26 protein-coding genes are annotated in these 26,503 nt (G+C 63.0%); 12 read left to right on the plus strand and 14 right to left on the minus strand.

Features of this window, described 5'->3' with window-relative positions:
* The first annotated feature begins 210 nt into the window (after positions 1 to 210).
* The gene (locus M2267_RS09000) at positions 211 to 624 is read left to right on the plus strand and encodes a diacylglycerol kinase (RefSeq protein ID WP_043625459.1); all 414 of its coding nucleotides are present in this window, start codon (positions 211 to 213) and stop codon (positions 622 to 624) included.
* On the opposite strand, the gene M2267_RS09005 is transcribed toward M2267_RS09000, so the two are convergent.
* The gene (locus M2267_RS09005) at positions 614 to 1,171 is read right to left on the minus strand and encodes a GNAT family N-acetyltransferase (RefSeq protein ID WP_429114089.1); all 558 of its coding nucleotides are present in this window, start codon (positions 1,169 to 1,171) and stop codon (positions 614 to 616) included. The two genes, M2267_RS09000 and M2267_RS09005, sit on opposite strands and share 11 nt — an antisense overlap.
* 3 nt (positions 1,172 to 1,174) lie before the next feature.
* A complete protein-coding gene (locus tag M2267_RS09010; protein WP_429114091.1) occupies positions 1,175 to 2,710 on the minus strand; it encodes a sensor histidine kinase in 1,536 nt (511 codons plus the stop codon).
* A 306-nt stretch (positions 2,711 to 3,016) separates the two neighbouring features.
* Between M2267_RS09010 and M2267_RS09015 the strand changes: the two genes are divergently transcribed.
* The 3 genes from M2267_RS09015 (at position 3,017) to M2267_RS09025 (ending at position 4,789) form a co-directional block, all read left to right on the plus strand.
* Positions 3,017 to 3,604: a thermonuclease family protein gene (locus M2267_RS09015; protein ID WP_429114092.1), complete on the plus strand. Its 588-nt coding sequence runs from the start codon at positions 3,017 to 3,019 to the stop codon at positions 3,602 to 3,604.
* On the plus strand, positions 3,597 to 4,235 hold the full coding sequence (locus M2267_RS09020) for a uracil-DNA glycosylase family protein (protein ID WP_429114093.1): 639 nt from the start codon (positions 3,597 to 3,599) through the stop codon (positions 4,233 to 4,235). The genes M2267_RS09015 and M2267_RS09020 overlap by 8 nt, the downstream gene beginning before the upstream one ends.
* Positions 4,236 to 4,300: 65 nt before the next feature.
* Positions 4,301 to 4,789, plus strand: coding sequence for an Lrp/AsnC family transcriptional regulator (locus M2267_RS09025; RefSeq protein WP_034795162.1), 489 nt, complete (start codon positions 4,301 to 4,303; stop codon positions 4,787 to 4,789).
* Positions 4,790 to 4,804: 15 nt separating this feature from the next.
* Here the strand turns inward: M2267_RS09025 and M2267_RS09030 are convergent, their stop codons facing one another.
* From M2267_RS09030 to M2267_RS09040, 3 genes are all read right to left on the minus strand, one after another.
* Positions 4,805 to 5,500, minus strand: a complete 696-nt coding sequence (locus M2267_RS09030; RefSeq protein WP_429114095.1) for a DNA alkylation repair protein — start codon at positions 5,498 to 5,500, stop codon at positions 4,805 to 4,807.
* On the minus strand, positions 5,497 to 6,366 hold the full coding sequence (locus tag M2267_RS09035; RefSeq protein ID WP_429114098.1) for an NAD(P)-dependent oxidoreductase: 870 nt from the start codon (positions 6,364 to 6,366) through the stop codon (positions 5,497 to 5,499). The genes M2267_RS09030 and M2267_RS09035 overlap by 4 nt, the downstream gene beginning before the upstream one ends.
* Before the next feature lie 112 nt (positions 6,367 to 6,478).
* A complete protein-coding gene (locus M2267_RS09040; protein WP_043625471.1) occupies positions 6,479 to 7,306 on the minus strand; it encodes a class I SAM-dependent DNA methyltransferase in 828 nt (275 codons plus the stop codon).
* Between the two features lie 204 nt (positions 7,307 to 7,510).
* Between M2267_RS09040 and M2267_RS09045 the strand changes: the two genes are divergently transcribed.
* On the plus strand, positions 7,511 to 8,236 hold the full coding sequence (locus M2267_RS09045) for a DUF2270 domain-containing protein (protein ID WP_043625474.1): 726 nt from the start codon (positions 7,511 to 7,513) through the stop codon (positions 8,234 to 8,236).
* Between the two features lie 60 nt (positions 8,237 to 8,296).
* On the opposite strand, the gene M2267_RS09050 is transcribed toward M2267_RS09045, so the two are convergent.
* The 4 genes from M2267_RS09050 to M2267_RS09065 all read right to left on the minus strand — a co-directional run bounded on the left by M2267_RS09050 (position 8,297) and on the right by M2267_RS09065 (position 11,311).
* Positions 8,297 to 8,563: an usg protein gene (locus M2267_RS09050; protein WP_043625476.1), complete on the minus strand. Its 267-nt coding sequence runs from the start codon at positions 8,561 to 8,563 to the stop codon at positions 8,297 to 8,299.
* Positions 8,564 to 8,728: 165 nt separating this feature from the next.
* Entirely contained in the window at positions 8,729 to 9,559 is an 831-nt protein-coding gene (locus tag M2267_RS09055; RefSeq protein ID WP_043624134.1) for an ABC transporter permease, read from the minus strand.
* Complete coding sequence (locus M2267_RS09060) at positions 9,556 to 10,359, minus strand: ABC transporter permease (RefSeq protein ID WP_043624130.1); 804 nt, start codon at positions 10,357 to 10,359, stop codon at positions 9,556 to 9,558. Before M2267_RS09060 ends, M2267_RS09055 begins: the two co-directional genes overlap by 4 nt.
* Positions 10,360 to 10,528: 169 nt before the next feature.
* On the minus strand, positions 10,529 to 11,311 hold the full coding sequence (locus M2267_RS09065) for an ABC transporter substrate-binding protein (RefSeq protein ID WP_034795139.1): 783 nt from the start codon (positions 11,309 to 11,311) through the stop codon (positions 10,529 to 10,531).
* 418 nt (positions 11,312 to 11,729) lie between these two features.
* Between M2267_RS09065 and M2267_RS09070 the strand changes: the two genes are divergently transcribed.
* The 4 genes from M2267_RS09070 (at position 11,730) to M2267_RS09085 (ending at position 17,969) form a co-directional block, all read left to right on the plus strand.
* Positions 11,730 to 14,066 (plus strand): OmpA family protein, encoded by a 2,337-nt coding sequence (locus M2267_RS09070; RefSeq protein ID WP_429114103.1) that lies wholly within the window; start codon positions 11,730 to 11,732, stop codon positions 14,064 to 14,066.
* A 114-nt stretch (positions 14,067 to 14,180) separates the two neighbouring features.
* On the plus strand, positions 14,181 to 14,924 hold the full coding sequence (locus M2267_RS09075) for a polysaccharide deacetylase family protein (protein WP_043616458.1): 744 nt from the start codon (positions 14,181 to 14,183) through the stop codon (positions 14,922 to 14,924).
* Positions 14,925 to 15,085: 161 nt separating this feature from the next.
* On the plus strand, positions 15,086 to 16,222 hold the full coding sequence (locus tag M2267_RS09080) for a tetratricopeptide repeat protein (RefSeq protein WP_429114105.1): 1,137 nt from the start codon (positions 15,086 to 15,088) through the stop codon (positions 16,220 to 16,222).
* A gap of 145 nt (positions 16,223 to 16,367) precedes the next feature.
* Entirely contained in the window at positions 16,368 to 17,969 is a 1,602-nt protein-coding gene (locus tag M2267_RS09085) for a tetratricopeptide repeat protein (RefSeq protein ID WP_429114107.1), read from the plus strand.
* 28 nt (positions 17,970 to 17,997) lie between these two features.
* On the opposite strand, the gene mobB is transcribed toward M2267_RS09085, so the two are convergent.
* The 3 genes from mobB to M2267_RS09100 are packed head-to-tail and all read right to left on the minus strand — an operon-like array spanning position 17,998 to position 20,105.
* Positions 17,998 to 18,525: a molybdopterin-guanine dinucleotide biosynthesis protein B gene (gene mobB, locus M2267_RS09090; protein ID WP_429114110.1), complete on the minus strand. Its 528-nt coding sequence runs from the start codon at positions 18,523 to 18,525 to the stop codon at positions 17,998 to 18,000.
* A complete protein-coding gene (gene mobA / locus M2267_RS09095) occupies positions 18,522 to 19,187 on the minus strand; it encodes a molybdenum cofactor guanylyltransferase MobA (RefSeq protein WP_429114111.1) in 666 nt (221 codons plus the stop codon). Before mobA ends, mobB begins: the two co-directional genes overlap by 4 nt.
* Positions 19,188 to 19,196: 9 nt before the next feature.
* Complete coding sequence (locus M2267_RS09100) at positions 19,197 to 20,105, minus strand: DMT family transporter (RefSeq protein WP_429114113.1); 909 nt, start codon at positions 20,103 to 20,105, stop codon at positions 19,197 to 19,199.
* A gap of 453 nt (positions 20,106 to 20,558) precedes the next feature.
* On the opposite strand from M2267_RS09100, the gene M2267_RS09105 reads away from it, so the two are divergent.
* Positions 20,559 to 23,102: a methyl-accepting chemotaxis protein gene (locus tag M2267_RS09105; RefSeq protein WP_429114114.1), complete on the plus strand. Its 2,544-nt coding sequence runs from the start codon at positions 20,559 to 20,561 to the stop codon at positions 23,100 to 23,102.
* A gap of 267 nt (positions 23,103 to 23,369) precedes the next feature.
* Here M2267_RS09105 and moaA read toward each other — a convergent pair whose 3' ends face one another.
* The gene (moaA, locus tag M2267_RS09110; protein WP_429114115.1) at positions 23,370 to 24,419 is read right to left on the minus strand and encodes a GTP 3',8-cyclase MoaA; all 1,050 of its coding nucleotides are present in this window, start codon (positions 24,417 to 24,419) and stop codon (positions 23,370 to 23,372) included.
* 214 nt (positions 24,420 to 24,633) lie between these two features.
* On the opposite strand from moaA, the gene M2267_RS09115 reads away from it, so the two are divergent.
* A complete protein-coding gene (locus M2267_RS09115) occupies positions 24,634 to 25,008 on the plus strand; it encodes a gamma-butyrobetaine hydroxylase-like domain-containing protein (protein ID WP_402317754.1) in 375 nt (124 codons plus the stop codon).
* Positions 25,009 to 25,055: 47 nt separating this feature from the next.
* Here M2267_RS09115 and M2267_RS09120 read toward each other — a convergent pair whose 3' ends face one another.
* Entirely contained in the window at positions 25,056 to 25,538 is a 483-nt protein-coding gene (locus tag M2267_RS09120; protein ID WP_043616440.1) for a MarR family winged helix-turn-helix transcriptional regulator, read from the minus strand.
* A gap of 47 nt (positions 25,539 to 25,585) precedes the next feature.
* On the opposite strand from M2267_RS09120, the gene M2267_RS09125 reads away from it, so the two are divergent.
* The gene (locus tag M2267_RS09125) at positions 25,586 to 26,494 is read left to right on the plus strand and encodes an alpha/beta fold hydrolase (RefSeq protein WP_429114117.1); all 909 of its coding nucleotides are present in this window, start codon (positions 25,586 to 25,588) and stop codon (positions 26,492 to 26,494) included.
* The last annotated feature ends 9 nt before the right edge of the window (positions 26,495 to 26,503 follow it).

A 26,503-nucleotide genomic window follows, 5' to 3' on the forward strand; every position in this document is an offset into this window, starting at 1 on the left:
TGCAGGAAGACCGGCCGGTTTCTGTCCAAGGCCTGTCACGGGCGCGACGCCGTCGCGTGCCGGGCCTTGATGGATGCGTCCTTCTCGCCTATCCAAAGCGCAAATGCGCGCCCTAGCTATAGTCTTTGGGTGCCTGCAACCGAAACCGCCATGCATTCGCCTCAATCACGATGTCGAAGCAAGCACGGTTTCAAGCCCTGTCGAGACGAAATGGACGCCAAGAACACCACGCACCGCATTGGACAGACGGGTCCTGTCGAAAAGCAAACCGGCATTCGGCATCTCTTTGCCGCTGCGAGCTATTCGCTCGGCGGCGCCAAGCGGCTGATCGGCGAAGCGGCCTTTCGCCACGAACTGATCGCCTTTGCTGCCGCGATGGTCGCTTTCATCGTCGTCGGCGCAACCTTCTTCCAATATGTGGCGATGGCGATCCTCTTCCTGCTGATGATGGCCTTCGAGGCGATCAACACGGCCATCGAGGAAATCGTCGATCGCGTTTCTCCCGAAATCTCGGAAATGGGCAAGAACGCCAAGGATCTTGGATCCTTCGCCTGCCTCTGCCTGATCGTCGCCAACGGCGTCTATGCCGCCTATGTCGTGATCTTCGACGGCTTCATGAACTGATCGGCCAGCCGGCCGGCGCCTTCACCCGATAGAGCACGTGCGGACGCAGCGGGTTGCCCACGGGCACCGTGACGTCGTCGAAGTCCTCGGCCGGATCCGTGCGCATGCCCAATCGTTCCATCAGTGCCCGCGACGGCTGGTTGATGCGCGAGGTATAACCGATGACCTCGGCAAGGCCGAGTGTGCGCCACGCATGGTCCAGGCAGGCGCTCGCCGCCTCCAGCGCATAACCCTGCCGCCAGTGGGCGGGGGCGAGGATCCAGCCGATTTCGACATGCGGGCCGCCGGGGATTTCGTCTCCAGCCTCCGAAAGGCCGAGACCGCCGATCAGCGCCCCATCGGACTTGCGTTCAACGGCGACGAAACCGAAGCCGCGGTCGGCGAGGTGACGGGTGCAGTCGTCAATCATCGCTGCCGTTTCATTGTGCGTCAGAATGGCCGGATAGTAGTAGCGCCGGACTTCGGGATCTGCGTTGGCAAGCGCAAAGGGCGCGATGTCGCGTTCTTCCCAGGGCCGAAGCCTGAGGCGCTGTGTCTCGACGTGCATGGATCAGGCGAAGCTCTTGCGGCGGCGAACCGGGGCTGCGACATCCTCGATCGCCGGCAGGCTTTCGAGCACGCGGCGGGCCGGCAGGATGGCGATGGCTTCAGTGCCTTCCCGCAGCTTCGAGCGCAGGATGAATTCGCCATTGTGCTTGGCAAGGATCGCCTGGACGATCGGCAGGCCGAGACCGGTGCCCTGTTCAGCGCTCTTGATGGCGATCGAGCCCTGGCCGAAGGCTGAGAGCACGATCGGGATTTCTTCCTCGGGAATGCCGGGGCCGTTGTCCTTGATCGAGAGATACTGGCCGCCGCCGGCCGTCCAGCCGACCTTGAAGGTGACTTCGCCGCCGGTATTGGTGAACTTCACGGCATTCGACAGCAGATTGAGAATGACCTGGCGCATCGACTTTTCGTCGACCCAGACCGAGGGCATGCCGTGTTCGAACTGCTGGTGGATGGTGATGTTCTTGGCGCGGGCCTTCAATTGCACCATGCCGATGCAATCCTCGGCGATATCGACGAGGCTGACTGAATCCTCGTTGAGATCGTAGCGCCCAGCCTCGATGCGCGACAGGTCGAGGATCTCGTTGATGAGGTTCAAGAGATGCTCGCCCGAGCGGTGGATGTCGTTGGTGTATTCCTTGTAGGTCGGGTTGCTGAGCGGGCCCAGAACCTCGGTCGACATCACTTCGGAGAAGCCGAGAATGGCGTTGAGCGGCGTGCGCAGTTCGTGCGACATGGAGGCGAGGAAGCGCGACTTGGCGAGGTTGGCTTCTTCAGCGCGCCGACGGGCTTCGTCGGACATCGACTTTGCCACTTCGAGTTCCGCGATCAGGTCGTCCTTCTCCGACTGAACGGAAAGGATGTGAACGCTTGCGCGGTTCATCCGGTCGGTCATCAGCACCAGAAAGAGCAGCGACAGCGAGATGATGCCGGTGAGGCCGACATAGATGGGGTCGCCGGTCGTGAGCGATGCGAAGGCGAGGGCGGCGACGACCGGTGCGAAGGTGTAGAGGAGCGCGTTGCGCAGCAGGAACGTGCCCATGGCGGTCGCAGCAAGCGCGACCAGCAGCACAGTCCCCTCGAAGAAGCCGAAGCGCACATTGCCGCAGCTCGCGCAATCCTGCGCCACGAAGGTCGCCCAGCAGAGGCCCATCAGCACCTGGCCGAGCAGGAAGCGGCGACGCCAGACCGGAACCTTCTCGGCGCTTATGTCTTCCCGGCGTGCCTTGCGCGCAAAGAAGAGCGTGACGGCATGGGCCGAAAGCGTCATGACCGCCCAGAGGACGAAGCCGAGATTGCCGGAGAGGTAGATGCCGACCGCTGTTATCAGCGCGACGAGCACCGGGATGGCGATCGCGCCATGCAGTGCACTGTCGATGTAGAGATTGAGCATCTCGCGCTCGAAGCCCGAAGGCACCGACGAGCCCGTCTGCAGCCGTTCGCGCGTCGCGCGGACCGTCCTCGAAACAGCCTTGTTTCGATGGCTACGCGATTTGTCGACGATAATCTTATCGGTCGATGTGCTGGCAGCGATACTCATGCTCATATGCGACGGTTGCGATTGCGTTGCAGTCTAGTGAGCAATCCTTAAGAAGTTGCTGCGGTGCGTGAAGGATTCGACAACCATTGTGGCGCAGCCGTGTTCAAGGTCGCAAAAGATCGTGCTGCATGTGAGATTCCTTCTCTAATCTTTTGGAATCGACCATGTTTATGACGCGCTGGTCTGTCAGGCACCGTGCGGGCAAACGAGGTTAGGGCAGGCGTGAAATTCGGACGGACGACATATCGGTTTCCCAAGGGCCGCGGCAGGTCCCGCGGTCAGGCGCCGTCCGGCGAACGTCGCGGCATGGCCGGCGGCTGGATCATTCTTCTGCTGCTGGCGATTGGCGCCTTTTTCGCCGATCGGCTGCCGGTCGGAGACCGATCTTCGACCGGTTCAGCACGGGGTGCGGCGATTGCGAGCGACGGCGACAGCCTGCGGATCGACGGGAAGCGCGTCCGCATCGAGGGCATCGATGCTCCGGAACTCGCCCAGACCTGCCAGCGCGACGGCGTTGCCTGGGATTGCGGCCGCGAGGCGCGCGACCGCTTGCGGGCGCTGATATCGGCGGGGGATGTTCGCTGTCGTTTTCACGGCCGCGACAAATACGGCCGCGAGCTCGGTGTCTGCGATGCGGCCGGCCGCGATGTCGGGCGCGAAATGGTGCTTTCGGGTTATGCGGTGAGCTACGGACGCTATGAGGCCGAGGAGGCACGGGCAGAACGCGAGCAGCGCGGGCTCTGGGTCGGCGAGTTCGTGAATCCGCAGGAGTGGCGCCGGACAAACGGTCATCCCGACGAGGGGCCGCACCTGATTGATGGCTGGCTTGCCGCGATCCGCGGTTGGCTGCTCGAGCGCCTGACCGCACTCTTTTCCGGTATCGCCGATGCCTGACGACCGCATTGCTCAACTCGAACGGTTGCGGGCAGACATTGCCGCCTGCCGCATCTGTCGCGACAATCCGCTGCGTGGCGAGGCCGACCGGCTGCCGCACGAGCCGCGGCCGGTGGCAGTGATCTCCACTGCCGCGCGCATCCTGATTGCCGGGCAGGCGCCAGGGCTGCGTGTGCATGACAGCGGCCTGCCGTTCAACGATGCGTCCGGCGACCGGTTGCGGCAGTGGCTGGCCGTCGATCGCGAGGCTTTCTACGATCCGGATAAATTCGCGATCGTGCCGATGGGTTTCTGTTTTCCGGGCTATGACGCCCATGGCAGCGACCTGCCGCCGCGGCGCGAATGCGCGCCGCTCTGGCGCCACCGGGTGATGGAGCAGATGCCACAGGTGGAGCTGGTGCTGGCGATCGGCCACTATGCGCAACGCTGGCACATCGGCCCGGACTGTCCGAAGTCCATGACCGAGACGGTGAAGGACTGGCGGCGCTACGCCATGCGCAACGCCGTGCCGGCGATCCTGCCGCTGCCGCATCCAAGCTGGCGCAACACCGGCTGGCTGAAGCGCAATCCCTGGTTTGAGGCGGACGTGCTGCCTTTCCTGCGCGAACGTGTTTCCGTTCTCGCGAACTGAAACAATTTTCTTTATCTTCACCAATTTCGCGCTATAGAGGGAAAAATAATTCGAGAGGGACTCTCATGGATCGCCTAGACCGCAAAATCCTGCGCCTGCTGCAGGAGGACTCCACGCTGGCCGTTGCCGACCTTGCCAAGAAGGTCGGGCTTTCGACCACGCCGTGCTGGCGGCGCATCCAGAAGATGGAAGAGGACGGCGTGATCCGCCGCCGCGTCGCGCTGCTCGATCCGGTGAAGATCAACACCAAGGTCACGGTCTTCGTCTCGATCCGCACGAATTCCCACTCGATGGAGTGGCTGCGCCGCTTCTCCGAGGTCGTGTCCGAATTTCCGGAAGTGGTCGAGTTCTACCGCATGAGCGGCGACGTCGACTATCTGCTGCGCGTCGTCGTGCCTGACATCGCGGCCTATGACGCCTTCTACAAGCGTATGATCGCCAAGATCGAGATCCGCGACGTCTCCTCCGTCTTCGCCATGGAGCAGATCAAGTATACGACCGAGCTGCCGCTCGACTACATGATGATCGACCAGGCGAAGTCCAGCGAGGACTGATCTCCGCTATCAGGCTCAGGCGAGGCCAAGCCTGGCCCGGATCTTGTCGTCTGATAGTTCGCGGACCGCGTCCTTGCCCGCCCAGCGGGCGGCGCGGTTTTCGCTTTCCGCCAGTTTCTTAGCCAGCGCAAGCGCCGGGCCGTGGCAGGCGGCATTGCGCTTGCCGATCTGCCGGAGCGCCCAGTTGACCGCCTTCTTGACGAAGTTGCGATTGTCGCCGGAATGCTGCTCGATCAACGGCAGCCAGGCGAGCAGGGCCGCATCCGGTTCATTCTTCAGGTGGACCGCAGCGGTCGCAATCATCGCAAAAGCGATGCGCCGTACGAATTCACGTTCGTCGCCAGCAAATTCCGGGATCAGTTCGCGCTCGAAGCGCGCGGCGACGAAGAGGTCGGCAACGGTGTCGACGATTTCCCAGGAATTGCAATCGTCCGCCCAGCGGCGCACCTCTTCCAGCGTCAGCGCTTTCGGATCGGCCGTGAAGGCAGCGAGGATGCGCGCCTCGCGGATGCCGGACTGCCAGAGTTCCAGCGCGCGGCGGTGATCGGTCTTCACCAGCCGGGTGATCTTGTGCAGCTCGACATTGGAAAGCCCGATGGCGGCGTCGGTAACGATGCCGAAACGCGCCATGCCGGCAAGATTGTCCTCGGAGCCAAGCGACCGCAGGTGAGCGATGATCTCGCCCGCGGTCGAGGAGGGGCCAAGGCTCACTTTTCGAGGCGGGCGAGCAGCGAGGACGTATCCCAGCGATTGCCGCCCATTTCCTGCACGTCGCCGTAGAACTGGTCGACCAGCGCGGTCACCGGCAGCTTGGCGCCGTTGCGGCGGGCTTCGGCGAGCACGATGTCGAGATCCTTGCGCATCCAGTCGACGGCAAAGCCGAAATCGTACTTGCCGGCGTTCATGGTCTTGTGGCGGTTTTCCATCTGCCAGGAGCCGGCCGCTCCCTTGGAGATGACGTCGACGACCTTCTCGATGTCGAGGCCGGCCTTTTTGCCGAAGTGGATGCCTTCGGCGAGCCCCTGGACGAGGCCGGCGATGCAGATCTGGTTGATCATCTTGGTGATCTGGCCGGCGCCGGCCGGGCCCATCAGGCCGACCATGCGGGCAAAGGCTTCGATGACCGGCTTGGCGCGATCGAAGGCGGCTTCGTCGCCGCCGCACATCACCGTCAGCACGCCGTTTTCGGCACCCGCCTGGCCGCCGGAAACCGGGGCGTCGATGAAGTGGGCGTTGCGGGCCTTGGCCGCCTCGTAAAGTTCGCGGGCGACCTCGGCGGAGGCCGTGGTGTTGTCGATGAAGACGGCATCGGCCTTCAACTTCTCGAAGGCGCCGTCCTTGCCTGTTGTGACCGAACGCAGGTCGTCGTCATTGCCGACGCAGCAGAAGACGAAATCGGCGCCATCGGCAGCTTCCGCCGGCGTGCGCGCCGCGCGACCGCCGAACTCGGCAGCCCATTTCTCGGCCTTGGCGAAGGTGCGGTTATAGACCGTCAGCTCGTGCCCGCCGCGGACCTTGAGGTGACCGGCCATGGGGTAGCCCATGACGCCGAGACCGATGAATGCAACCTTTGCCATTTTCCGAATACTCCCATTGCTTTCGCCTTGGTGTAGCCGATGGCGCGGGTGCGGAAAAGAGAGAAGGGAGCATCGTGCGACGCTCCCTAATCATGATGCCGTCATGGCCCAATCAGGGCTTGAAGCGTGCGACCACCAGATGTCCGGCAATCGGCTCGCCTTCTTCCAGGCGAACCGTGATGTCGCCGACTTCGACGATCTCGAAGCCGGTGGCGGCGAGACGGTCGCGCAGGTAGCTCTCGGCATGGGCGAAGCGCTGGTGCGGGCCGACCATGAAATCGCGGCCGGCGAAGGTTTCCGCAGGCAGCGTCTCGCTGGAGAAGATCAGCAGGCCACCCGGCACGAGGTTGTCGACGGCGCCGAAGAACAGCGCCTCGAGCGCGCCCATATAGGGAAGCACGTCGGTGGCGACGATCAGGTCGAAGGGCTCGTCGTCATTGTCGTCGAGAAAGTCGACTGCTTCGGCGACGTAGAGCGTCTCGTAGAGGTCTTTTTCATGGGCGATCTCGACCATGTTTTCGGAGAGATCGACGCCGGTGATGTCTTCGGCCATGTCGCGAAGCGCGCCGCCGGTCAGCCCCGTGCCGCAGCCGAGATCGAGCACGCGGTCGAACGGGCCGAGCTCAAGCGCCTGCAGGCGCTGGCGAACGAGCAAGGGCACGCAGTAGCCGAGCTGGTCGACGAGCACGTTGTCGAACACTTCGGCATGCTGGTCGAAGAGCGTGGCGACATAGGCGTCGGGCGCCTTCACAGGCGTTTCGCCGCGTCCCATCGAGGCCAGCCGCACGGCAGCGCCGCCGTGGTCTTCCGGATCGAGCGCCAGCACTTCGTGATAGGCGTCGGCGGCGGCATCGAACTTGCCGGACTTTTCCAGGGAGAGGGCGCGGTTGTAGGCTTCGGCCAGCGCTTCCTCGTCGATTTTCGTGCTTTTCTGGGTCATGGGCGCTTCTTACGTCCGCAGGCGGTCTTTGGCAATCGCCGTCGGCGAAAGCTTTGCGGCGGCAGATCGTGCGTGCCTGTGGCCAGTGGCAGGATTTCATTGATCTTTTGAACGAAAAACGTCGCCACGGGGCGTCATCGGGATTTATCGGCGGCAGGAAAGGAGTCATCATCGCAAGCATAAGAAAAGACGGGAGGAATGCCGATGTCCGCCGAGCTTGGGCCGCTGATCTTGAGCGCCGAAACGAAGGAGCCGAAAGGCCCGCCTTTGCCGCAGACGTCGCAGGAACAGATCAACGCCGTGGTGCATTATTATCGCGGCGAGATGGGGCGCATGGCCGGCTGGCGCGATCGCATCGACCGGACGTCCAACTGGGCAATCACTGTTGTTGCGGCGCTGCTTTCGGTATCGCTGTCGACGCCGTCGTCGCATCATGGCGTGCTGCTCTTCGCCATGCTGCTGATCACGCTCTTGCTACTGATCGAAGCCCGGCGCTATCGCTTCTTCGACGTCTACCGCGCGCGGGTGCGGCAACTGGAGCGCGGCTACTTCGCCCAGATCCTGGCGCCCGACGGCACGCCGAACCTCAATTGGGCGGCGTCGATCGCCAAGAGCCTGCGCAAGCCCGCCTTCTTGATGAGCTACCGGGAAGCGGTCTGCCGCCGGCTGCAGCGCAATTACTGCTGGATGTACCTGATCCTGCTGCTCGCCTGGGCGCTGAAGATTTCCTCGCCGAAGATCTCCACCAATGGCGAGCCTTTCGGCCATGTGCGTTCCTGGATGGACGTTGCCCAGAATGCAGCCCTCGGTCCGTTGCCCGGCTGGCCGGTGATCATCGGTGTCGTGCTGTTCTATGGGGTGGTGCTCTATGGCTCGCTGCACAAGGAGCCGCGCGAGGGCGAACTGGCGCACGGGGAAGTGCATGTTTGAGGACACCAGGCGTCACGCCTCGCCTGTCTCGACGGCTTAGAGCGAACGCCGGTGAAGCTCTCAGTGCAGAATGAACTCGCCCTTCAGTGCGCGCCATTCGGTGGCCGAGATTAGCTTGCGGTGCACGTAGCGCACCGAATGCAACGGCCCGTCCAGCTTCTCTTCCCAGAATTTCAGGAAGCTGCGCATCTCCGGGAATTCCGGTGCCAGGTCGTAGTGCTGCCAGATGTAGGTTTGGAGGAAGGCCGGATGGTCGGGCAGGTGGTAGAGGATCTGCGCCGTCGTCAGTCCGTAGCCCTTGAGCTGAAGTTCCATCTCGTTCGTCATGTGGACCTCACTTCTCGCAAAGGTTGGTCTCTATGATGAAACGCCTGATTTGTTAATCAAGGGCTAATATTTGTCCCGAAGTGAAACTTTCTCGTGAAATAACAAAAGCTTGGCAGCCTCTCTTTGGGAGTGCTGCCAAGCCTGTTCGAAATCGACGTAGAAAGCCTAGCGCTTCAGATGGCGCGTCAACCGCGCTTCCAGCAGGCTCCAGATGTTGCGCAGGATCTCGACCATGATGAGGTAGAGAATGGCTGCCCAGATATACATCTGGAAATCGAAGGTGCGGGAGAAGGCGTAGCGTGTTTCGCCCATGAGATCGAAGACGGTGACGATTGCGACGATCGCCGAGCCCTTGATCATCAGGATGATCTCGTTGCCGTAGGGGCGCAGCGCCACGATCATCGCCTGCGGCAGGATGATCTTCCAGAAGGCGACACGCTGGGGAAGGCCGAGCGCGTCAGCCCCCTCGCGCTGGCCGCGCGGCACGCTCTCGATCGCGCCACGCAGGATTTCCGCCTGGTAGGCTGCGGTGTTGAGCGTGAAGGCGAAGATCGCGCAGTTCCAGGCGTCACGGAAGAACCACCACAGGCCGACCGCTTCGAGCTGCGGGCGGAAGCTGCCGAGGCCGTAATAGATGAGGAACAACTGTGCCAGCAGCGGCGTGCCGCGGAAGAAGTAGACATAGCCGTAGGCGAGCCACGACAGGACCTTGTTCTTCGACATGCGGGCAAAGGCGATCGGCAGCGACAGGATGGCGCCCATGACGATCGAAAGGCCGACCAGCATCAGCGTGACGCCGAGGCCGTTGATGAAACGCGGGCCGTACTTGGCGAACTTGTCCGGATCCCATCCGCCGACGACCGTCAGGAAGATGCCGACGCCGAGCGCCAGCCAGATGCCGAGCGCAACGCTGCCGACGAAACGGGTGAGCGTATAGGGCTTCGGCGGAACCGGTGGCGGTGCCTGGGGCGGGATGATCGTTGCAATGACACTCATCGGCCCATCTCCGCACGCTTGGTTCGCCGTTCAATGTAGGAGAAGACGATCGAGGAGATCATCGCGAGGATCAGGAAGAGCACGCAGGCAACACCGTAGAATTCGAAGGCTTGCTTGGTCACGCGGGCGGCAATGCCGGTCTGGCGAAGGATGTCCGTCAGGCCGACGACGGAGACGAGGGCCGTGTCCTTGAGCAGCGCCATCCAGAGATTGCCGAGACCGGGCAGGGCGATGCGCACGAGCTGCGGCAGGATGATGAGGCGCATGGTGCGGCCGCGATGCAGGCCAAGGGCGTCACCGGCTTCGTATTGTCCATGCGGGATGGCCTTGAAAGCCGACAGCAGGACTTCCGAGCAATAGGCGGAGAAGACGACGCCGAGTGCGATCATGCCGGCGAAGAAGGCATTGATTTCGACCGGACCGTCGTAGCCGAGCGATGCCAGCAGCTGTTGAACGAGGATCTGCAGGCCGTAATAGACGATGAAGAGCGTCAAGAGTTCGGGCAGGCCGCGGAAGATGGTCGTATAGATGTTGGCGGCCAGCCGCACCGTGCGTTCTTCGGACTGTTTGCCGAGCGCGATGAAGAAGCCGATCAGCAGGCCGACGGGCAGCGTGGCGATGGCAAGGCTCGCGGTAATGACGAAGCCGTGGGCGATATCGTCGCCCCATCCGGTGTCGCCGCAGGCCAGAAGCGTGCCTGGTCCGAACCAGGTGAAGACCCCGACCGGGCCGCAGAATGGATCGACGATCGATCCGATCCAGGAGAGGATGGAATAGAAGCCGGCAAACAACCCGCTCATGTCAGAGATTTCCCCTTTTGCGCTGTTCTTATGCGTATCGATCGCGCTTTGTTTTAGGCTCTTGTCAAACAAAAACGGCGGAAGGGCAAGCCATCCGCCGTTGCAATTTTCGCATCAACCGACGTTTTTCCGGCATGATTCACTAGGAAATCGCACCGGAAACCGTCAATCAGCTGCCATAAACATCGAATGGGAAGTACTTTTCGTTGATTTCCTTGTACTTGCCGTTGGCGCGGATCGCCTCGATCGCCTTGTTGAACTTTTCGCGCAGCGCGTCGTCGCCCTTGCGGACCGCGATACCGGCGCCGTCGCCGTTGATAACCGGATCGATCGGCAGCGTGCCGAGCAGCTTGCAGCAGGCGCCGTCAGCGGTCTTCAGCCATTCCGAGAGCACGACCACGTCGTCGATGACCGCGTCGATACGGCCGTTGGCGATGTCGAGCTTGTACTCGTCAGCCGTCGGATAGAGCTTGATTTCGGCACCCTTCATATGCGCTTCGGCATAGTTGGAGTGGGTGGTCGAGCCTTGCGCGCCGAGCGCCTTGCCCTGCAGAGCGGCGGCGGTCGCCTCGGTGATCGGCGAATCCTTCGGTACGACGATAGCCGGCGGCGTGTTGTAGTACTTGTTGGTGAAGTCGACCTTTTCCTTGCGCTCGGCGGTGATCGACATGGACGCGATGATGGCGTCGAACTTCTTGGCGATCAGCGCCGGGATGATGCCGTCCCAGTCCTGCGTCACGAAGGTGCATTCAGCCTTCATTTCCACGCACAGCGCCTTGGCGATGTCGATGTCGAAGCCCGTCAGCGTGCCGTCCGCTTCGAGGTTGTTGAAGGGCGGGTAGGCGCCTTCCGTGCCGATCACGACCTTTTCGCCATCGGCCATGGCCGAGCCTGCCATGAGCACGAAAACGGCAGCCGATGCGGCGGCTGCCAGCCGCTTGGAAATACGCATGATAGTCCTCTCTGTTGGCCGACATCCGCTTTTCTTGTTTTTCGCGGATGCCAATTTCAGCCGGGGCGTCTGCCGCCGGTTGTGGCGATATTCGTACTCTTTTCCACTAAAAATCAACAGGAAAGCGAAGGCGCTCAACGGGAATCGGGATTCGACCGATGATTGTGCTTTTCAGCGCCGGAGAAACATGAACGAGGCGTTCAGCGGCGGTTAATCTTGCCTCCGCTAGCCCTTGTCAAGGAACCGGTTCGCGGTTTGGGCGTTGCATTGGACCGCGCGTCTCGCGGCCAACACAAAAAAGCCGAAACCTTGGGTCAAGGCCCCGTAAGTACTCGTGTTCGCATTCCCTTCGTCAGCGTGTCATGGGTTGACGAGAGGATGCGGGCCAGGACCTCCCAGGAAGAGGAAGGAAGACAAAATGTCGATTCGATCCAAGCTGTTTGCGACCGTCGCGCTGCCGGTGCTGTCGGTGTCCGTGGCGGTTCCGCCTGCCGTGGCCGACAGCCTGATGAAGCCATTCGAGGTTGCACAGGAGGGCGGTGGCCAATCCGACCAGGAGCTGCTGCTGCAGCAACAGCGCCAGGCGGAAGAAGAAGCCGCGCGCCAGGCTGCCGAACAGCAGCGCGCCGCTGAAGAAGAGGCCGCGCGCCAAGCCGCCGAGCAGCAGCAGCGTGCTGCCGAGGAAGAGGCTGCGCGCCAGGCGGCCGAACAGCAGCGTGCCGCTGAAGAAGAGGCTGCACGACAGGCCGCCGAACAGCAGAAGGCCGCTGAGGAAGAAGCTGCGCGCCAGGCTGCCGAACAGCAGAAGGCTGCCGAGGAAGAGGCTGCCCGTCAGGCCGCCGAACAGCAGAAGGCCGCTGAGGAAGAAGCCGCCCGTCAGGCTGCTGAGCAGCAGAAGGCTGCCGAGGAGGAGGCTGCGCGCCAGTCTGCCGAGCAGCAGAAGGCTGCCGAGCAGCAGAAGGCTGCTGAGGAACAGAAGGCTGCTGAAGAGCAGAAGGCTGCCGACGAGCAGAAGGCCGCCGAAGAGCAGAAGGCTGCCGAAGAGCAGAAGGCTGCCGAAGAGCAGAAGGCTGCCGAAGAGCAGAAGGCCGCCGAAGAGCAGAAGGCTGCCGACGAGCAGAAGGCCGCTGAAGAGCAGAAGGCCGCTGACGAACAGAAGGCTGCCGACGAGCAGAAGACTGCTGACGAGCAGAAGGCCGCTGACGAACAGAAGGCTGCGGACGAGCAGAAGGCTGCCGAAGAACAGAAGGCTGCCGAAGAGCAGAAGGCCGGTGGCGAAACCGCTCCTGCCGTCGAGCCGCAGCCGCAGACCGGCGAAGGGCAGCCTGTACCCGGCGCGGAGCAACCGCAGACCGGTGAAGGCCAGCCTGCACCCGGCACGGAACAACCGCAGACCGGTGAAGGCCAGCCCGTGCCCGGCACCGAGCAGCCGGTAACCGCCGAGCAGCCGCAGGTGCAGCAGCCAGCTCCGGAAGTGGTCGATACCCGTACCGAAGAAGAGAAGGTGAAGATCGCCGACGATCCGGCCGCGACCGACGAAACCGTCGTCCTGCCGGTCGAAAACGGTGCGGCCGTGCTCGACAGCGACAAGGACGCCGACAATGCCGGCGGCAACCAGGCGCGCGAAGAGCGTCAGAAGCTGCGCGAGGAACTGCGCGCCAAGGAAGAGGACGCACCGCCGCCAGCCGACGATGCCGCAGCGCAGGCTGCGATCGCTGCCGAGATCCAGGCCGACCTGCCGCAGAAGATCGAAGCGAACCTCAACGAAAAGGGTACGCGCGTCGACGAGGCTCCGGTCTTCGTGGTTCCGGAGACGACCAACATCGTCAACAACACCGTTATCAACAACACGGTGATCAACAACAACACGACGGTCAACAACATCACCAACAACATCACCGAGGTGAAGATCGTCGAACAGATCGACAACCGGGTGATCCTCGGGGTCGGCGACCAGATCTTCGTGCGTGGCGACGACCGTCCGCGGCTGCGTTACGATGCGGAAGAGACCTACTACGATCAGCTTCCGCGTGGCCGCACCCGCGAAACCATCGTGCGGCCGGGCGGCTACCGGATCGTCACCGTCTACAACCGTTACGGCGACATCCTGCAGCGCTCGCGTGTCGACCGCGACGGCAACGAATACCTGATGATCTATGCGCCCGAGCGTGACGAGGGTCCGCGTCCGGCAATCATCGACGTCGGCTACGAATTGCCGCCGATGCGCCTGCGCATTCCGGTCCGCGACTACATCGCCGACGTTTCCGACGATCCGGATCGCGACTACTACCAGTTCCTCGCCGAGCCGCCGGTCGAGCGTGTCGAACGCGTCTACACGATGGACGAAGTGCGCCACTCCGCCCGCCTGCGCGACAAGGTTCGCCGCGTCGACCTCGACACCATCACCTTCCCGACGGGCAGTGCCGAAGTGTCGATGTCGCAGGCCAAGACCATGCGCAAGGTCGCAGCCGCGATGGAGAAGATCCTCGCCAAGGATCCGGGTGAAACCTTCTTCATCGAAGGCCACACCGATGCCGTCGGCTCGGACCGCTCGAACCTGGTGCTCTCCGACAAGCGCGCCGAATCGGTCGCCTCGCTGCTCACCGAGGTCTACGGCATTCCGCCGGAAAACCTGGCGACCCAGGGCTATGGCGAGCGCTTCCTGAAGGTTCGCACCCAGGACGCCGAGCAACAGAACCGCCGCGTCACCATTCGCCGTGTGACGCCGCTGGTTCGCCCGGTCGCGCAGCGTTAAGCGCCGATCAAGCTTCGGGCAGGGCTGCCCACCTAAATCCCGGAAACCCGCCTCGCAAAAGGCGGGTTTCTGTCATTTGACATTCCTTCCCAGACTTTCTTCCTCCGGATTGCCATGAAAGCCCTTGTTCTCGCGCTTGTTGCCGCCACCACGTTCGCCCATTCGGCCACCGCTGCGCCTGGGCTCGTCGAGCCGGATCTGCGTCTGCCTTCCAATCCCGGCGGAAAGGGCGCAGCCCCGCGGGTTGCGCTGACGCTTGACGCCTGCAGCGGCGCCACCGACATGCGCATCCTCGGCACGCTGATCGAAAACCGTATCCCGGCGACGATCTTCGTCACCGCGCGCTGGCTGAAGCGCAACGGCCTCGTCGTCGAGGTGATGAAGGCACATCCTGATCTGTTCGAGATCGAGGACCACGGCGCGATGCACGTGCCGCCGATCGACGTGAAGATCTCCGTTTATGGCATCGCGGCAGCCGGCTCCGAGGCGGCGGTCGCGGCCGAAGTTGATGGCGGTGCTGTCGCAATCAAGGCGCATGGACTGCCGGCGCCTAAGTGGTTTCGCGGCGCGACGGCCAAATACACCCATTCGTCGATGAGCCAGATCCGCGCCATGGGTTACCGCATCGCCGGCTACTCGGTGAACGGCGACGGCGGCTCGCTGCTGGGGGCTGCAATGGCTGAAAAGCGCATTCGCGCCGCCAAGGACGGCGACGTCATCATCGCCCACATCAACCAGCCGACCCATTCGGCCGGCGCCGGCGTTGCCCGCGGCATCCTCGACCTCAAGGCCAAGGGCTACAGCTTCGTGCGCCTGAACGACATTCCGGACGAAACGGCCGTCGGCGCGACGAACTGACGGCCGATAGAGGCGCGTGCGGCAAACGCTCGCGTCTCCCCGGCGGTTCGCCAATGCGCAAAGCGGATCGACTGTTGCGTCTCTGTCGAAGGGAAACGCGATGGCGAATCAACTCTTCGTTGCTTAACGTTCCCCGAATGCGTTGCCATCGGGAGGAATGGATGAAACCGGCCGTTTTCGGCCTTGTTGCCGCACTTGCGCTCGGCACGTCATTTTTCCCGGCGCTCGCAGAAATGCCCCCTGTCCCGACAGAGCAGGACCGAGTGCTTGCGGAGAACGGGGACATCTACGCGCAGTTTCGCATCGCCTGGGCCTACTTCACCGGGAAAGGCACCAAGCAGGATGATGCCAAAGCGTTTCGCTGGTTCCAGAAGTCTGCTGAAGGCGGCAACGTGCCGGCGCAATATAATCTGGCAGCAATGCTGATGGAGGGCCGCGGCGTGGCCCGAAACGAGGTCGATGCCGTCAGGTGGTTCAGGCGGGCCGCCGAGAGCGGGCATGCCATTGCCCAGTACGAGCTGGCGCAGAAGTATTTCAAGGGCGAAGGCGTCGAGCCAAACATTGAAGAGGCGCTCCGCTGGTACCGCCTTTCGGCGGCGCAGAGGTTTCCACTGGCGCAATTCAAGCTAGGCTTACTCTACGTCACGGGGCAGGGCGTTTCGCGCGACGACGAAGTTGCGGCGCGCTGGTACCGGAATGCTTCCGAGGGCGGGTATGCGGCTGCGCAATTCAATCTCGCGATCATGTACCTGCAGGGGCAGGGTGTGGTGCAGGACCGGACCGCTGCTTTCGATCTGTTCAAACAGGCGGCGGAGGACGGGCACAAGACGGCGCAGCTAAACGTTGGCCTGATGTATGTGAGCGGGACAGGTGTCGCCGAGGATCAGGTGGCAGCAGCACGATGGTTCCGAACTGCTGCCGATACGGGTGACGCCGCCGGTCAATACAATCTGGCGCTAATGTATAGCGATGGCCGCGGCGTAGAGCGTGACGCGAAGGAGGCGGTGCGGCTCTATACCCTCTCGGCAGAGCAAGGCTACGCGCTGGCGCAACACAATCTCGGCGTCGCCTATGCGACCGGCACCGACGTGGACCGTGACCCGGCAGCGGCCTTCGGCTGGTTCATGAAGGCAGCTGAGCAGGGCCACGCCAAGGCGCAGTTCAACGTCGCGCAGGCCTATGTCGAGGCGACCGGGGTCGACAAGGATCTGAAAGCGGCGGCGCTCTGGTATGGCAAGGCAGCGGCCCAGGGGATGTCCGAGGCGCAACAGGCTCTCGATGCGCTGCCGAAAGACTGACAGCGACCATTTTCCTGCATGACCTTCAAATGAGGCGGTTAACGGCCGCTGCTCGACGCTTTGAAGCCGTCTGTCGAAATCGACTTTCGGTTGAAGGAACCTCGCCATAGGATTTTTCCGCGTAGCGGTAGCCTGGGAGGTGTGGATGAAGCGCGTCGTCTTCGGACTCGTTGTTGCCCTGACGTCTTCGGTGTTCTCGTCCTCCGTCCACGCGGATGGTGCGGCCCCGGGCCTGCCGCCGTTCGACAAGGTGGTGGAGCGGGCCGAAGACGGCGATGTCCAGGCGCAGGTCGATCTCGGTATGCGCTACCACACCGGCGAGGGCGTCGAGCGCGACTTCCTGAAGGCGATCGGCTGGTACCGGAAGGCGGCCGAGAGTGGCGACGCGAAGGCGCAATTCCACCTCGGCACCATCTATTTCAACGGCGGCGAAGGCGTGAAGCAGAACTATGAGGAGGCTGGACGATGGTTTCGGTTCTCCGCCGAGCAGCGCATTCCGGAGGCCCAATATAGTCTCGGGGTGATCTACGAACAGGGGCTGGGCGTTGCCAAGGATGATGCGCAGGCCTTCGCCTATTACCAGCTGGCGGCTGAACAAGGCTATGCGGCGGCACAGTTCAACCTGGGCTTTCTCTACCAGCAGGGGCGCGGTACGGCGCGCGACCCGGCCGCGGCGTTTGAATGGTATCGGAAAGCATCGGAACAAGGCCTGGTGGCCGCCATGCACAATCTGGCCATCGCCTATTTCCAAGGCAGCGGCACGTTGAAGAATGACGCGGAGGCTTACCGATGGACGTCGCGAGCCGCGGTCGCCGGGGAGGCGCGTGCCCAGTACAACCTCGGTTTCATGTACGAGAAGGGTGTCGGCGTGGAGCGCAACATGGCGGAAGCGCTGCGCTGGTACCTGCGTTCCGCCGAGCAGGGATATGTCGATGGGCAAGCGAATGCCGGCCGGCTCTATTTCAACAGCGAGGCCGGGCGGATCGATGCCCAGGAGGGACTTCGCTGGCTTCGCCCGGTTGCGAACGCCGGCCATAAGGAAGCGCAAAATCTGCTCTGCGGCGTTTACGTGCGCGCCTTCGGCGTCGGGCGCGACGATCGGGAGGCGGTGAACTGGTGCCGCAAGGCGGCCGACCAGGGGATGGTTGCAGCACAGGTGGACCTCGCCACCTTCTACATGCTCGGCCGCGGCGTCGAGAAGGATCCGGCGGCGGCCTTTGACCTCTACCTGAAGGCGGCCAAGCAAGGGGATGCCAAGGCCCAGTTGAACGTCGGCCTCATGTACCTGAAGGGGACCGGCACCGGAGAAAGCTACGCGGAAGCGCACCGCTGGTTTCTGGCACTGGCTGATCGCGGGGATCCCCGCGGCCAGTTCCATCTGGCGGTGATGTACGCAGGCGGCCTCGGCCTCGAGAAGAACCTCAAGGAGGCGGCGCGGCTTTATGAGCTCGCGGCCAATCAGGGCTACGCTCTGGCGCAGTTCAGTCTCGGTGTGGCCTATCTCAATGCCATCGGCGTGGAAAGCGACGCTGCGGCTGCTGCCAGATGGTTTCGCAAGGCTGCCGAGCAGGGAAATGCTGACGCGCAACTCAATCTCGGCATCGCCTATGCAAGGGGCGCCGGCGTGGAGCAAAATCTTGCGTCGGCTGCCGAATGGTATGCAAGGGCGGCGAAACAAGGCATGCAGAAGGCGCAGCAGTTGCTCGACGGGCTGCCGCAGAAGTATCGCGACGCCACGAAGCCTTGACTGTCGGCCTCAGGCCCGCGCGCCTTGATCAGGAAGCGGCGTTCTTGCGCTTAAGATCCGTGACTTTCTCGACGAAGTCGGCGATCGCGTTTGTGTCATCGAGGTCGAAGACCGGAAGATCGCTGTTGGCGACCGGATGGTCGGCGGCGATCGCGCAGATATGCGGATCCGTTGGGGCCAGCGGCTCGCGGTTCGCGGACTCCAGACGGCGGGCCTCGATCTTCGGGATCGGCTCGCGCTTGTAGCCTTCGATGAGCACGAGATCACAGGGCGCAAGCCGCGCCAGGATATCCTCGAAGCTTGGCTCTGGCGCGCCGCGCAATTCGTGCATGATCGCAAATCGCGTGCCGGAGACGATGGTCACCTCATGGGCGCCAGCCTCGCGGTGGCGGTAGCTGTCGGCGCCGACCTTGTCGATATCGAAGTCGTGGTGGGCGTGCTTGACGGTGGAGACGACGTAGCCGCGCTGCGTCAGTTCGGTGACGAGCCGCACCATCAGGCCGGTCTTGCCCGAGTTCTTCCAGCCGGCGATGCCGAAGATCTTCATGGCGCTCATGTCTTGTCATCCTCGAAAAAACGCATCCATTGCTCCGCGTCGGTCAGATCCTCGGGCGTGTTGACGTTGAAAAACGGGTCGAATGCGCCTTTTGTCGTCGCGACGAGCGGAAAATCGACCGTGACCGCCGGGTGGCTTTCGATGAAGGCGCGGACGCGGCGCTTCGGATCGCTGGTCAGGAAGGCCTCAAGTTCGTCGGCAAGGGCGACCGGCCAGAGCCCGAACAGCGGATGCATCTGCCTGTCGGATGCCGCAACGGCAATCTGCTGCTGCTCCGTCAGGGCGGCCACCATTCGGGTGACGAGATCGTCCGGAAAGAACGGCGTATCGGTCGGAACGACGACAACGTGGCTTGCAGCCGGATTGGTGGCCGCGACATGGCGCATCGCTGTCAGCACGCCGGCAAGCGGACCGAGAAATCCGGGGACCGTATCGGCGATGACGGGCACGCTTTCATCTATGGCGCCAGCCGGATGGGCGTTGAGGTTGACGGCGACGCTCGTCACCTGAGGGCGGAGCCGGGCGATGATGCGCGACAGCATCGTCTGACCGCCGAGCGGAAGGCCGAACTTCGGGCTGCCCATACGGCGCGACAATCCGCCGGCAAGCACGACGGCGGGCCGGGATGCGCTGATCAGGGGCGAGGGAGGGCTTCCGGGCATTGTCGGCTCCTATTCCAGCGGGCCGGTCAACGAGCGCTGGGCGAAGGCTTTGCGGCCACGCAGCGTCTCGCGATAGAAGGTGTAGAGACCCGAACCGATGATGATCGCGACGCCGACCAGCATCCAGTGATCCGGCACCTCGGCAAAGAAGAATATGCCGATCGCAATCGACCAGATCAGGCTGGTGTAGCGGAAGGGCGCAATCACCGAGATGTCGCCCGCACGCATCGCCAGCACGATCGTCTGGTAGCCGAGCATCAAAAGAACGCTCGCCGCAGCGATATGGCTGAAGGTGGTCGTCGACATCGGTTGCCAACCGCCCATCGGCTGGATGAGCAGGGCGCCGACGATGGTGGTGACGAGCGAAGTCGACACGGTGATGTAGAGCGCCGGCACGTCGTGGCCGATGCGACGGGTGCAGAGATCGCGGGTCGCGGTGACGAAGACGCAGCCGACCACGGTCAGCGCCGCCGGCGTGAAGCCCTCGGGGCCCGGCCGCAGCACGATCAGCACGCCGATGAAGCCGGCGATGATGGCGGTCCAGCGGCGCCAGCCGACCGGCTCGCCGAGGAAGAGTGCGGCGCCGAGCGTGACTGCCAGGGGCAGCGCCTGCATGATCGCCGAAGCATTCGCGAGCGGGATCTGGCCAAGGGCCGAGATGTAGGTGACGGAGGCCAGCGCCTCCATGGCGATGCGCAACAGGATCACCGGCCGCATCAGCGTTCCGATCGGCCGGAAGGCTCGAAAGTGCCAGGCGGCGAGCACGACCATCAGCGTCGTCAGCAAGCCGCGCACGAAGATGATCTGCCCAACATTCATCGCACCGGTGACGGATTTGACGAGCGCGTCGTTGCAGGAAAACGTGACCATCGCCAGGCACATGAAAAGAATGCCGCGGAAATTGGTGGAGGCTTGCATGCTGGCTGTCCTGCGGCGCCGGACAAGCGGGCTGCGCTGCCGGCGAATGGGAGGCGAATCCGTGAATGGATCGCCCAATGTTTAAGCATTGGCTGTCGCCTTGTGCAAACGGGATCGCATGACGCGACGACTTTTCTTGTTCGACAAGTAGAAGGGGTGTTTTCGCGCCGCGCCCCTTACAGGAAAGACTGTCGTTCGCCGGTAAAACGGGTGCGCTCTAACATAAGCTTATTCGCGGAATCTTAAGTTTCGCTGCCTATCGTCGCCGCAATTCCGCATCCATTCGCATGACGCGATCGGCGGGGTGGCGCCGCAATAAACCTTGCAGGGTGGCCATTCCAGGGACGTTTGCATGAGGCTTGGGAGAGCCTCCGGTCGATGTCCCATCGGTGTTTCCACCAAGAAAAGCCGCCGCGCGGGCCTGCTTCCCATAAGAATAATCAGGGGTGCGCAATGTCTTTCATCGATCGCTTGCTGCAACGGCTGCGTATCGTCACCAAGGTTCTGCTTTTCGTGGTTCCGCTGGTGGCGCTTATTGCCGGCATTGGTCTCATCGGCTTCTTCACGGCCCGAACGCTCAACGGCCATATGACCGTGACGCGGGAAACCATCAACAATCTCTCGGATTTCCAGGCGCTACGTGGCGCGCTGCAGGCGTTTGCCGATGCGCCGAGTGAAGAGACGCGCACGGCCCTGTCGAGCCAGATCGACGAACAGGAAGGCGGCGTGAAGGCGCTCGACGGCCTGTTGAGCCGTGCCGAGGACAAGGCGGAGATCGCCACTGTGCTGGCGCTCGGAAATGCAATGCGCAGCCAGACGGACAAGCTCTGGGCGACCAAGATCGAACGTGATCAGGTGACAGCGTCGCTCGACAAGGCGCTTGCCAACATGACCGAACAGGGCAACGGCGCCTATAAGCAGATCGACATCATCCGCAAGGAATCGGGCGAGAAGGAAGCCTTCGCCAAGGCGTTGCTGTTCGATGCCGCCGCCTATCAGGGCCTTGCCGAGCGCATCAAGAAATTCCGTCTTCCGGTGACGATGGCCGTCAATCCCGACGCCAAGGTCGACCAGGCGAGCAAGCTACTGCCGCATCTCATGAAGCAGATCGAAGAAGCCGAAAAGATCGCCTCGGAAAAGGTGCAGGCGCCGATTGCCGAAGTGAAGGACCAGGCGCTCAAAGTTCAGGCGATCCTTGCCGGCGGCGAGGACAACGAGGCGAAGAAGAACGCGCTGGTGCCGATCCTCAGCAAGTTCTCGAAATATGAGGCCGACTTTGCCAAGGAGGCTGCGAAGAATTCCGACACGGCCGCCAAGCGCTTCGTCGGCATGGATGCCGAGATCTCGCAGCTGAAGACCCTGATCGCGCTGATGGGCGACACCTTCAAGGGTCTCGACAGCACGCGACTGCACATCAGCGAGCTGCATCGCAAGCTCGATGCCGCCGGCCGCGATCCGGTCATGGCCGATATTCAGGCGGTTCGCGAAACGGCAACCAAGCTCGGTGAACTCGGCGGCAAGAATGCTGCCCTTCGCGATCTGCCGGGCAAGCTCAGCCCGTCGCTCGACAACATCGACAAGGGCACGGCAGCATTGATCGACGTCGGCGGCCGCTGGCAGGCCGCTAGGAGCGAAGCGGCGACGATGGTCGCAACCGCCAGCACGACGCTCGAGAGCTTCGTCAGCAGCGCCCAGGAGGCCGGCAAGGTCGACAGCCAGCGCTCGGCCGATGTTTCGATCGTGGCGATGATCGCCGGCACGCTGCTTGCCATCATCGGCGGCCTGATGCTGGTCGAGACGTTGCGCGGCCCGCTGAAGCGCGTGACCGAAACGATGACGCGGCTTGCCAACGGCGATCTCGACGTTGCCATCGAGGGCCGCAACCGTGGCGACGAGATCGGCGACATGGTGCGCTCGGTTGCCGTGTTCCGCGACAATGCGGTCGAGAATGTCCGGCTTGGCCGCGAGGCCGAGGCTGCGCGTGCGCTTTCTGCGGAAGAGGAAACGCGCCGGGCTGCCGAGCGCGCACGCATCGAGGCCGAGCAGATGCAGGCGCTGAACGCGCTCTCCGACGTGCTGGCGGCACTTGCTGACGGCGATCTCGAAGAGGGCATGTCCGAAGACCTGCCGGCCGATTACGTGATCATGGCCCGCACCTACAACAATGCCGTCGAGGCGCTGCGGGCGACGCTTGCCGACGTGCGCGTCGTTACTGGCGAGATCACTGGCGGCACCGGCAATCTTGCCGCGTCGGCTGACGACCTGGCGCGCCGGACCGAGCAGCAGGCAGCGGCGCTTGAAGAAAGCTCGCGGGCGCTGCGTCAATTGACCGATATCGTCCGCGCGACCGCCGAAAGCGCCCGCAAGACGACGGTTTCGGTCGGCGAGACCAATTCCTACGCCAAGCATTCCGGCCAGGTGGTCGCCAAGGCGATCGACGCGATGGCGGAGATCAACCGCTCCTCGGAGAAGATCAGCACGATCATCGGTGTTATCGACGAGATCGCCTTCCAGACAAACCTGCTTGCGCTCAATGCCGGCGTCGAGGCGGCGCGGGCAGGCGAGGCGGGCCGCGGCTTTGCCGTGGTGGCGCAGGAAGTGCGCGAACTCGCCCAGCGCTGCGCCGGGGCTGCCCGCGAGATCAAGGGGCTGATTTCCGAAAGCTCGGCGCAGGTGAGAAGCGGCGTGGCGCTCGTCCAGGAAACCGGCGACGCGCTGACGGTGATCAACAGCCATATCGGCACGATCCACGACCTCGTCAGCAACATCGAGGCTTCGGCCGCCGACCAGTACACCGGTCTCAATGAGGTGAACTCGGCCGTGCATCAGGTCGAGCTGATCACCCAGCAGAACGCCGCGATGGTCGAGGAAAATACCGCCGAGATCCACGGCCTGCGCCGGCAGGTCGAAGCGCTCAACGACAAGATCGAGCGCTTCCGCACAGGGACGGACGGCATCGGCGCGCGGGGCCAGGGGCATCGAAGCTGCGCGGCTTGAGCCTCTGGGCGGGTGGCTGGTCTCCCTGCTAGCTCAATGTCCTCTGAGTCAATCCGGGGAATAAACCTCGCCGGCAGGCGGGCATGGAGATCGTGCCTGGCTGCCGAGCGCCCAGATGCAGGCGCTATCCAGTGACACGCGGAGTACGTGGGGACATGAAGATGTGCCCCACATTCCCTTCTCCCCATCTGCGCGGAGAAGGTGCCGGCAGGCGGTTGAGGGGCCGCCTGCCGGTTGTTTTTCCAAGATTGGTATCCTGATGAAAGGTCAGCCGCCGGTGACGCTCATGTGGCGGGCAACGGCCGGGCGGTTGTGCTCGCGGTCGATGATGAAGTCGTGGCCCTTCGGCTTGCGGCCGATCGCCTCGTCGATCACCTGGCTGAGATAGGCATCGTCTTCCGAGGCCCTGAGCGCGGTGCGCAGGTCCGCCGCGTCGTTCTGGCCGAGGCACATGTAGAGCGTGCCGGTGCAGGTGAGACGGACGCGGTTGCAGCTCTCGCAGAAATTATGGGTCATCGGCGTGATCAGGCCGAGCCTTCCGCCGGTTTCCGCCACTTCGAGATAACGGGCAGGGCCGCCTGTGCGATAGGGAATGTCGGAGAAGGTGAACTGTTCTTCCAGCTGCCGGCGCATTTCCGACAGCGGCATGTAGTGGTCGGTCCGGTCTTCCTCGATCTCGCCCATCGGCATGGTCTCGATCAAGGTCAGATCCATGCCGCGGCCATGGGCCCAGCGCATCAGGTCCGGGATCTCCTGGTCGTTGAAGCCTTTGAGCGCCACCGCGTTGATCTTGATCTTCAGGCCGGCGGCCTGGGCGGCGTCGATGCCTTCCATGACCTTGGAGAGCTCGCCCCAGCGGGTGATCTGGTGGAACTTTGCCGGGTCGAGCGTATCGAGCGAGACGTTGATGCGCTTGACGCCGCAGTCGGCGAGTTCGGCGGCATATTTCGCGAGCTGCGAGCCATTGGTCGTCAGCGTCAGTTCGTCAAGCCGGCCGGCCTCGATCTCACGACCGAGTTCGCGCACCAGAAACATGATGTTCTTGCGCACCAGCGGTTCGCCGCCGGTAAGCCTGAGCTTGCGGACACCCTTGCCGATGAAGGCGGAACAGAGACGCTGCAATTCTTCGAGCGTCAGCAGATCCTTCTTCGGCAGGAAGGTCATGTGCTCGGCCATGCAATAGGTGCAGCGGAAATCGCAGCGGTCGGTGACGGACACGCGCAGATAGGTGATCGCCCGCCCGAAGGGGTCGATCATCGGGACCGTCTTCTGCTCCAACGGCAGAGCGCCAAATCTGTCTATCGTTGCTGTGTTCAAACGTCTTTCTCCCAGCCCCTTCAATGTCGTCGTCGAAGATGGTCGCGTCAAGGCGCATACTGTCGCAAAGTGTTGATCGGAAGAGACGGGTAATTCTCGCGCGCCGATTTCTGCGCTAGTGCATTGTCGTCCTTAAGAGCAATGCCGCATCGGGGACGCAGATTACGGCGAATGGGCGGCATCCGGTTTGTCGTACGCGAAAGGAAGCAGCGAAATGAGCGAATTCTGGCCGACGGAATTGCGGGTGTCGAAGGATCGCCACCGGCTTGTGGTGACGTTCAACGACGGAGCGTCCTTCGATCTCTCGGCGGAGATGCTGCGGGTGCTTTCGCCGTCTGCCGAAGTGCAGGGCCATGGTCCCGGCCAGCGGGTGACCGTGCCCGGCAAGCGCAATGTGCAGATCATCTCGGTGCAGCCGACCGGCAATTATGCGGTGCGCATCGGTTTTGATGATACCCATGATACCGGCATCTTTACCTGGAGCTATCTGCATGAACTGGGGGAAAAGGGCGCGGAGCTCTTTGCCGCCTACGAGCAGGAACTTGCCGACAAGGGCATGTCGCGAGACAAGGCGGAAAAGCCGCGCTGACCAAGACCGCGCCCCGCGTCTCATCAGACGCGCAAAATCAGCACTCGTCAGGCCAGCTCGTTCTCTTCCTTCAGCAGCATGCCAATCAGCCGCTCCATCGATCGGGTGACCACCAGGCAATCATCCAGCGATTCGTCGTCCAGCAATCGCTCGATCAGCGCTGTATGGATCTCCATCGCCGCCTCGGTGAGCGTCCGGCCTTCAGCTGTCAATGACAGGCGCAGTATGCGCTTATCCTTCTCGTCACCGCGGCGCAGGATGAGCCCGCGCTTTTCCAGGTGCGGCAGAAGCATGCTCATGTTCGAGCGCCCGACCAGCAGCTTGCGCGCCAGTTCTTGCTGCGAAATGCCTTCGAAGCGATAGAGATTGATGAGGATGTCAAGATGCGGCGGCTTGATGTCGAGATGGGCGATCTCGCGCGTCACCGTCTGCTGCATCAACTGGCAGGCGCGGGCAACCGCGATCCAGCTGCGAAAGCGGGGATGGTCCCAGGGAAAATGATGTTCGCTCGTCACTTGATTTTTGTTCAACGTTGTACAATTATGTTCAGCATTGAACATAACAAGAGATTCCCACTATGGCATCCTTTGCGATCAAGGTCATCCGCAACGCGCTGAAGGGCGTCGACGCGTTTTCACCCGAGGCGGCCGGGCGGCTCGCTTTCAGGCTGTTCACTCTCACGCCCGGCAGAAAGCCGAAGAACGCTAAGGAAAAGGCGGCGCTCGCGGCTGCCGCCCCTGTTATCGCCAAGGGTCAGCCGGTGACGCTCTCCTATGCCGGCGGCTGGGTGCTGGCGCGCCGGTTCGCGGCGCCGCGCGAGGCGGCCAACACCAAGCGCATTCTCCTCGTGCACGGTTGGGGATCGCGCAGCGACTATCTGGCAGCGATGATCGACGGCCTGGTCAAGGGCGGCGCCGAGGTGGTGACGCTCGACTGGCCCGGGCACGGCGCTTCGCCGGGGCGCACGTTGACCATGCCGGCAGCGGTTCGGGCGATCGACGCGGCCTGGCGGCACTTCGGCAATTTCGACGTCTGTGTCGGCCATTCCTTCGGCGGCGGCAGCCTGGCTTGCGCTGCCGGCGGCATCGTCTGCGACGTGCACAGCCATATGCCGAAGAAGCTGGTGCTGATCGGTGCACCAAGCGAGATGACTTGGCTTTTCAAAGGCTTCGGGAGAATTCTTCGCCTTTCTCCGAAGGCGCAGGTGGCCTTCGAAGGCGTTGTCGAACGTCTCTCCGGCCGCCGACTTCAGGATTTCGATGCTGCGCACGTGATCCAGGCGCGCGCCGTGCCGACGCTCGTCATCCATGCGGAAGACGACAAGGAAGTCTCCGCCGACCATGCGCGCCGTTATGCGGCGGCCGGGCCGAATGTCGAAATGCACTGGGCAAACGGTTTTGGCCATCGGCGCATCGTTTCGGCCGCACCGGTGATCGCGCGGATCAACGCCTTCATACACGCGGAAGATCAAAAAGCCGCCGCCTGACTATTTTCG

Origin of the sequence: Ensifer sp. KUDG1, from assembly GCF_050434285.1 — a bacterium.
In the GTDB taxonomy this organism is placed as follows: Bacteria; Pseudomonadota; Alphaproteobacteria; order Rhizobiales; family Rhizobiaceae; genus Ensifer.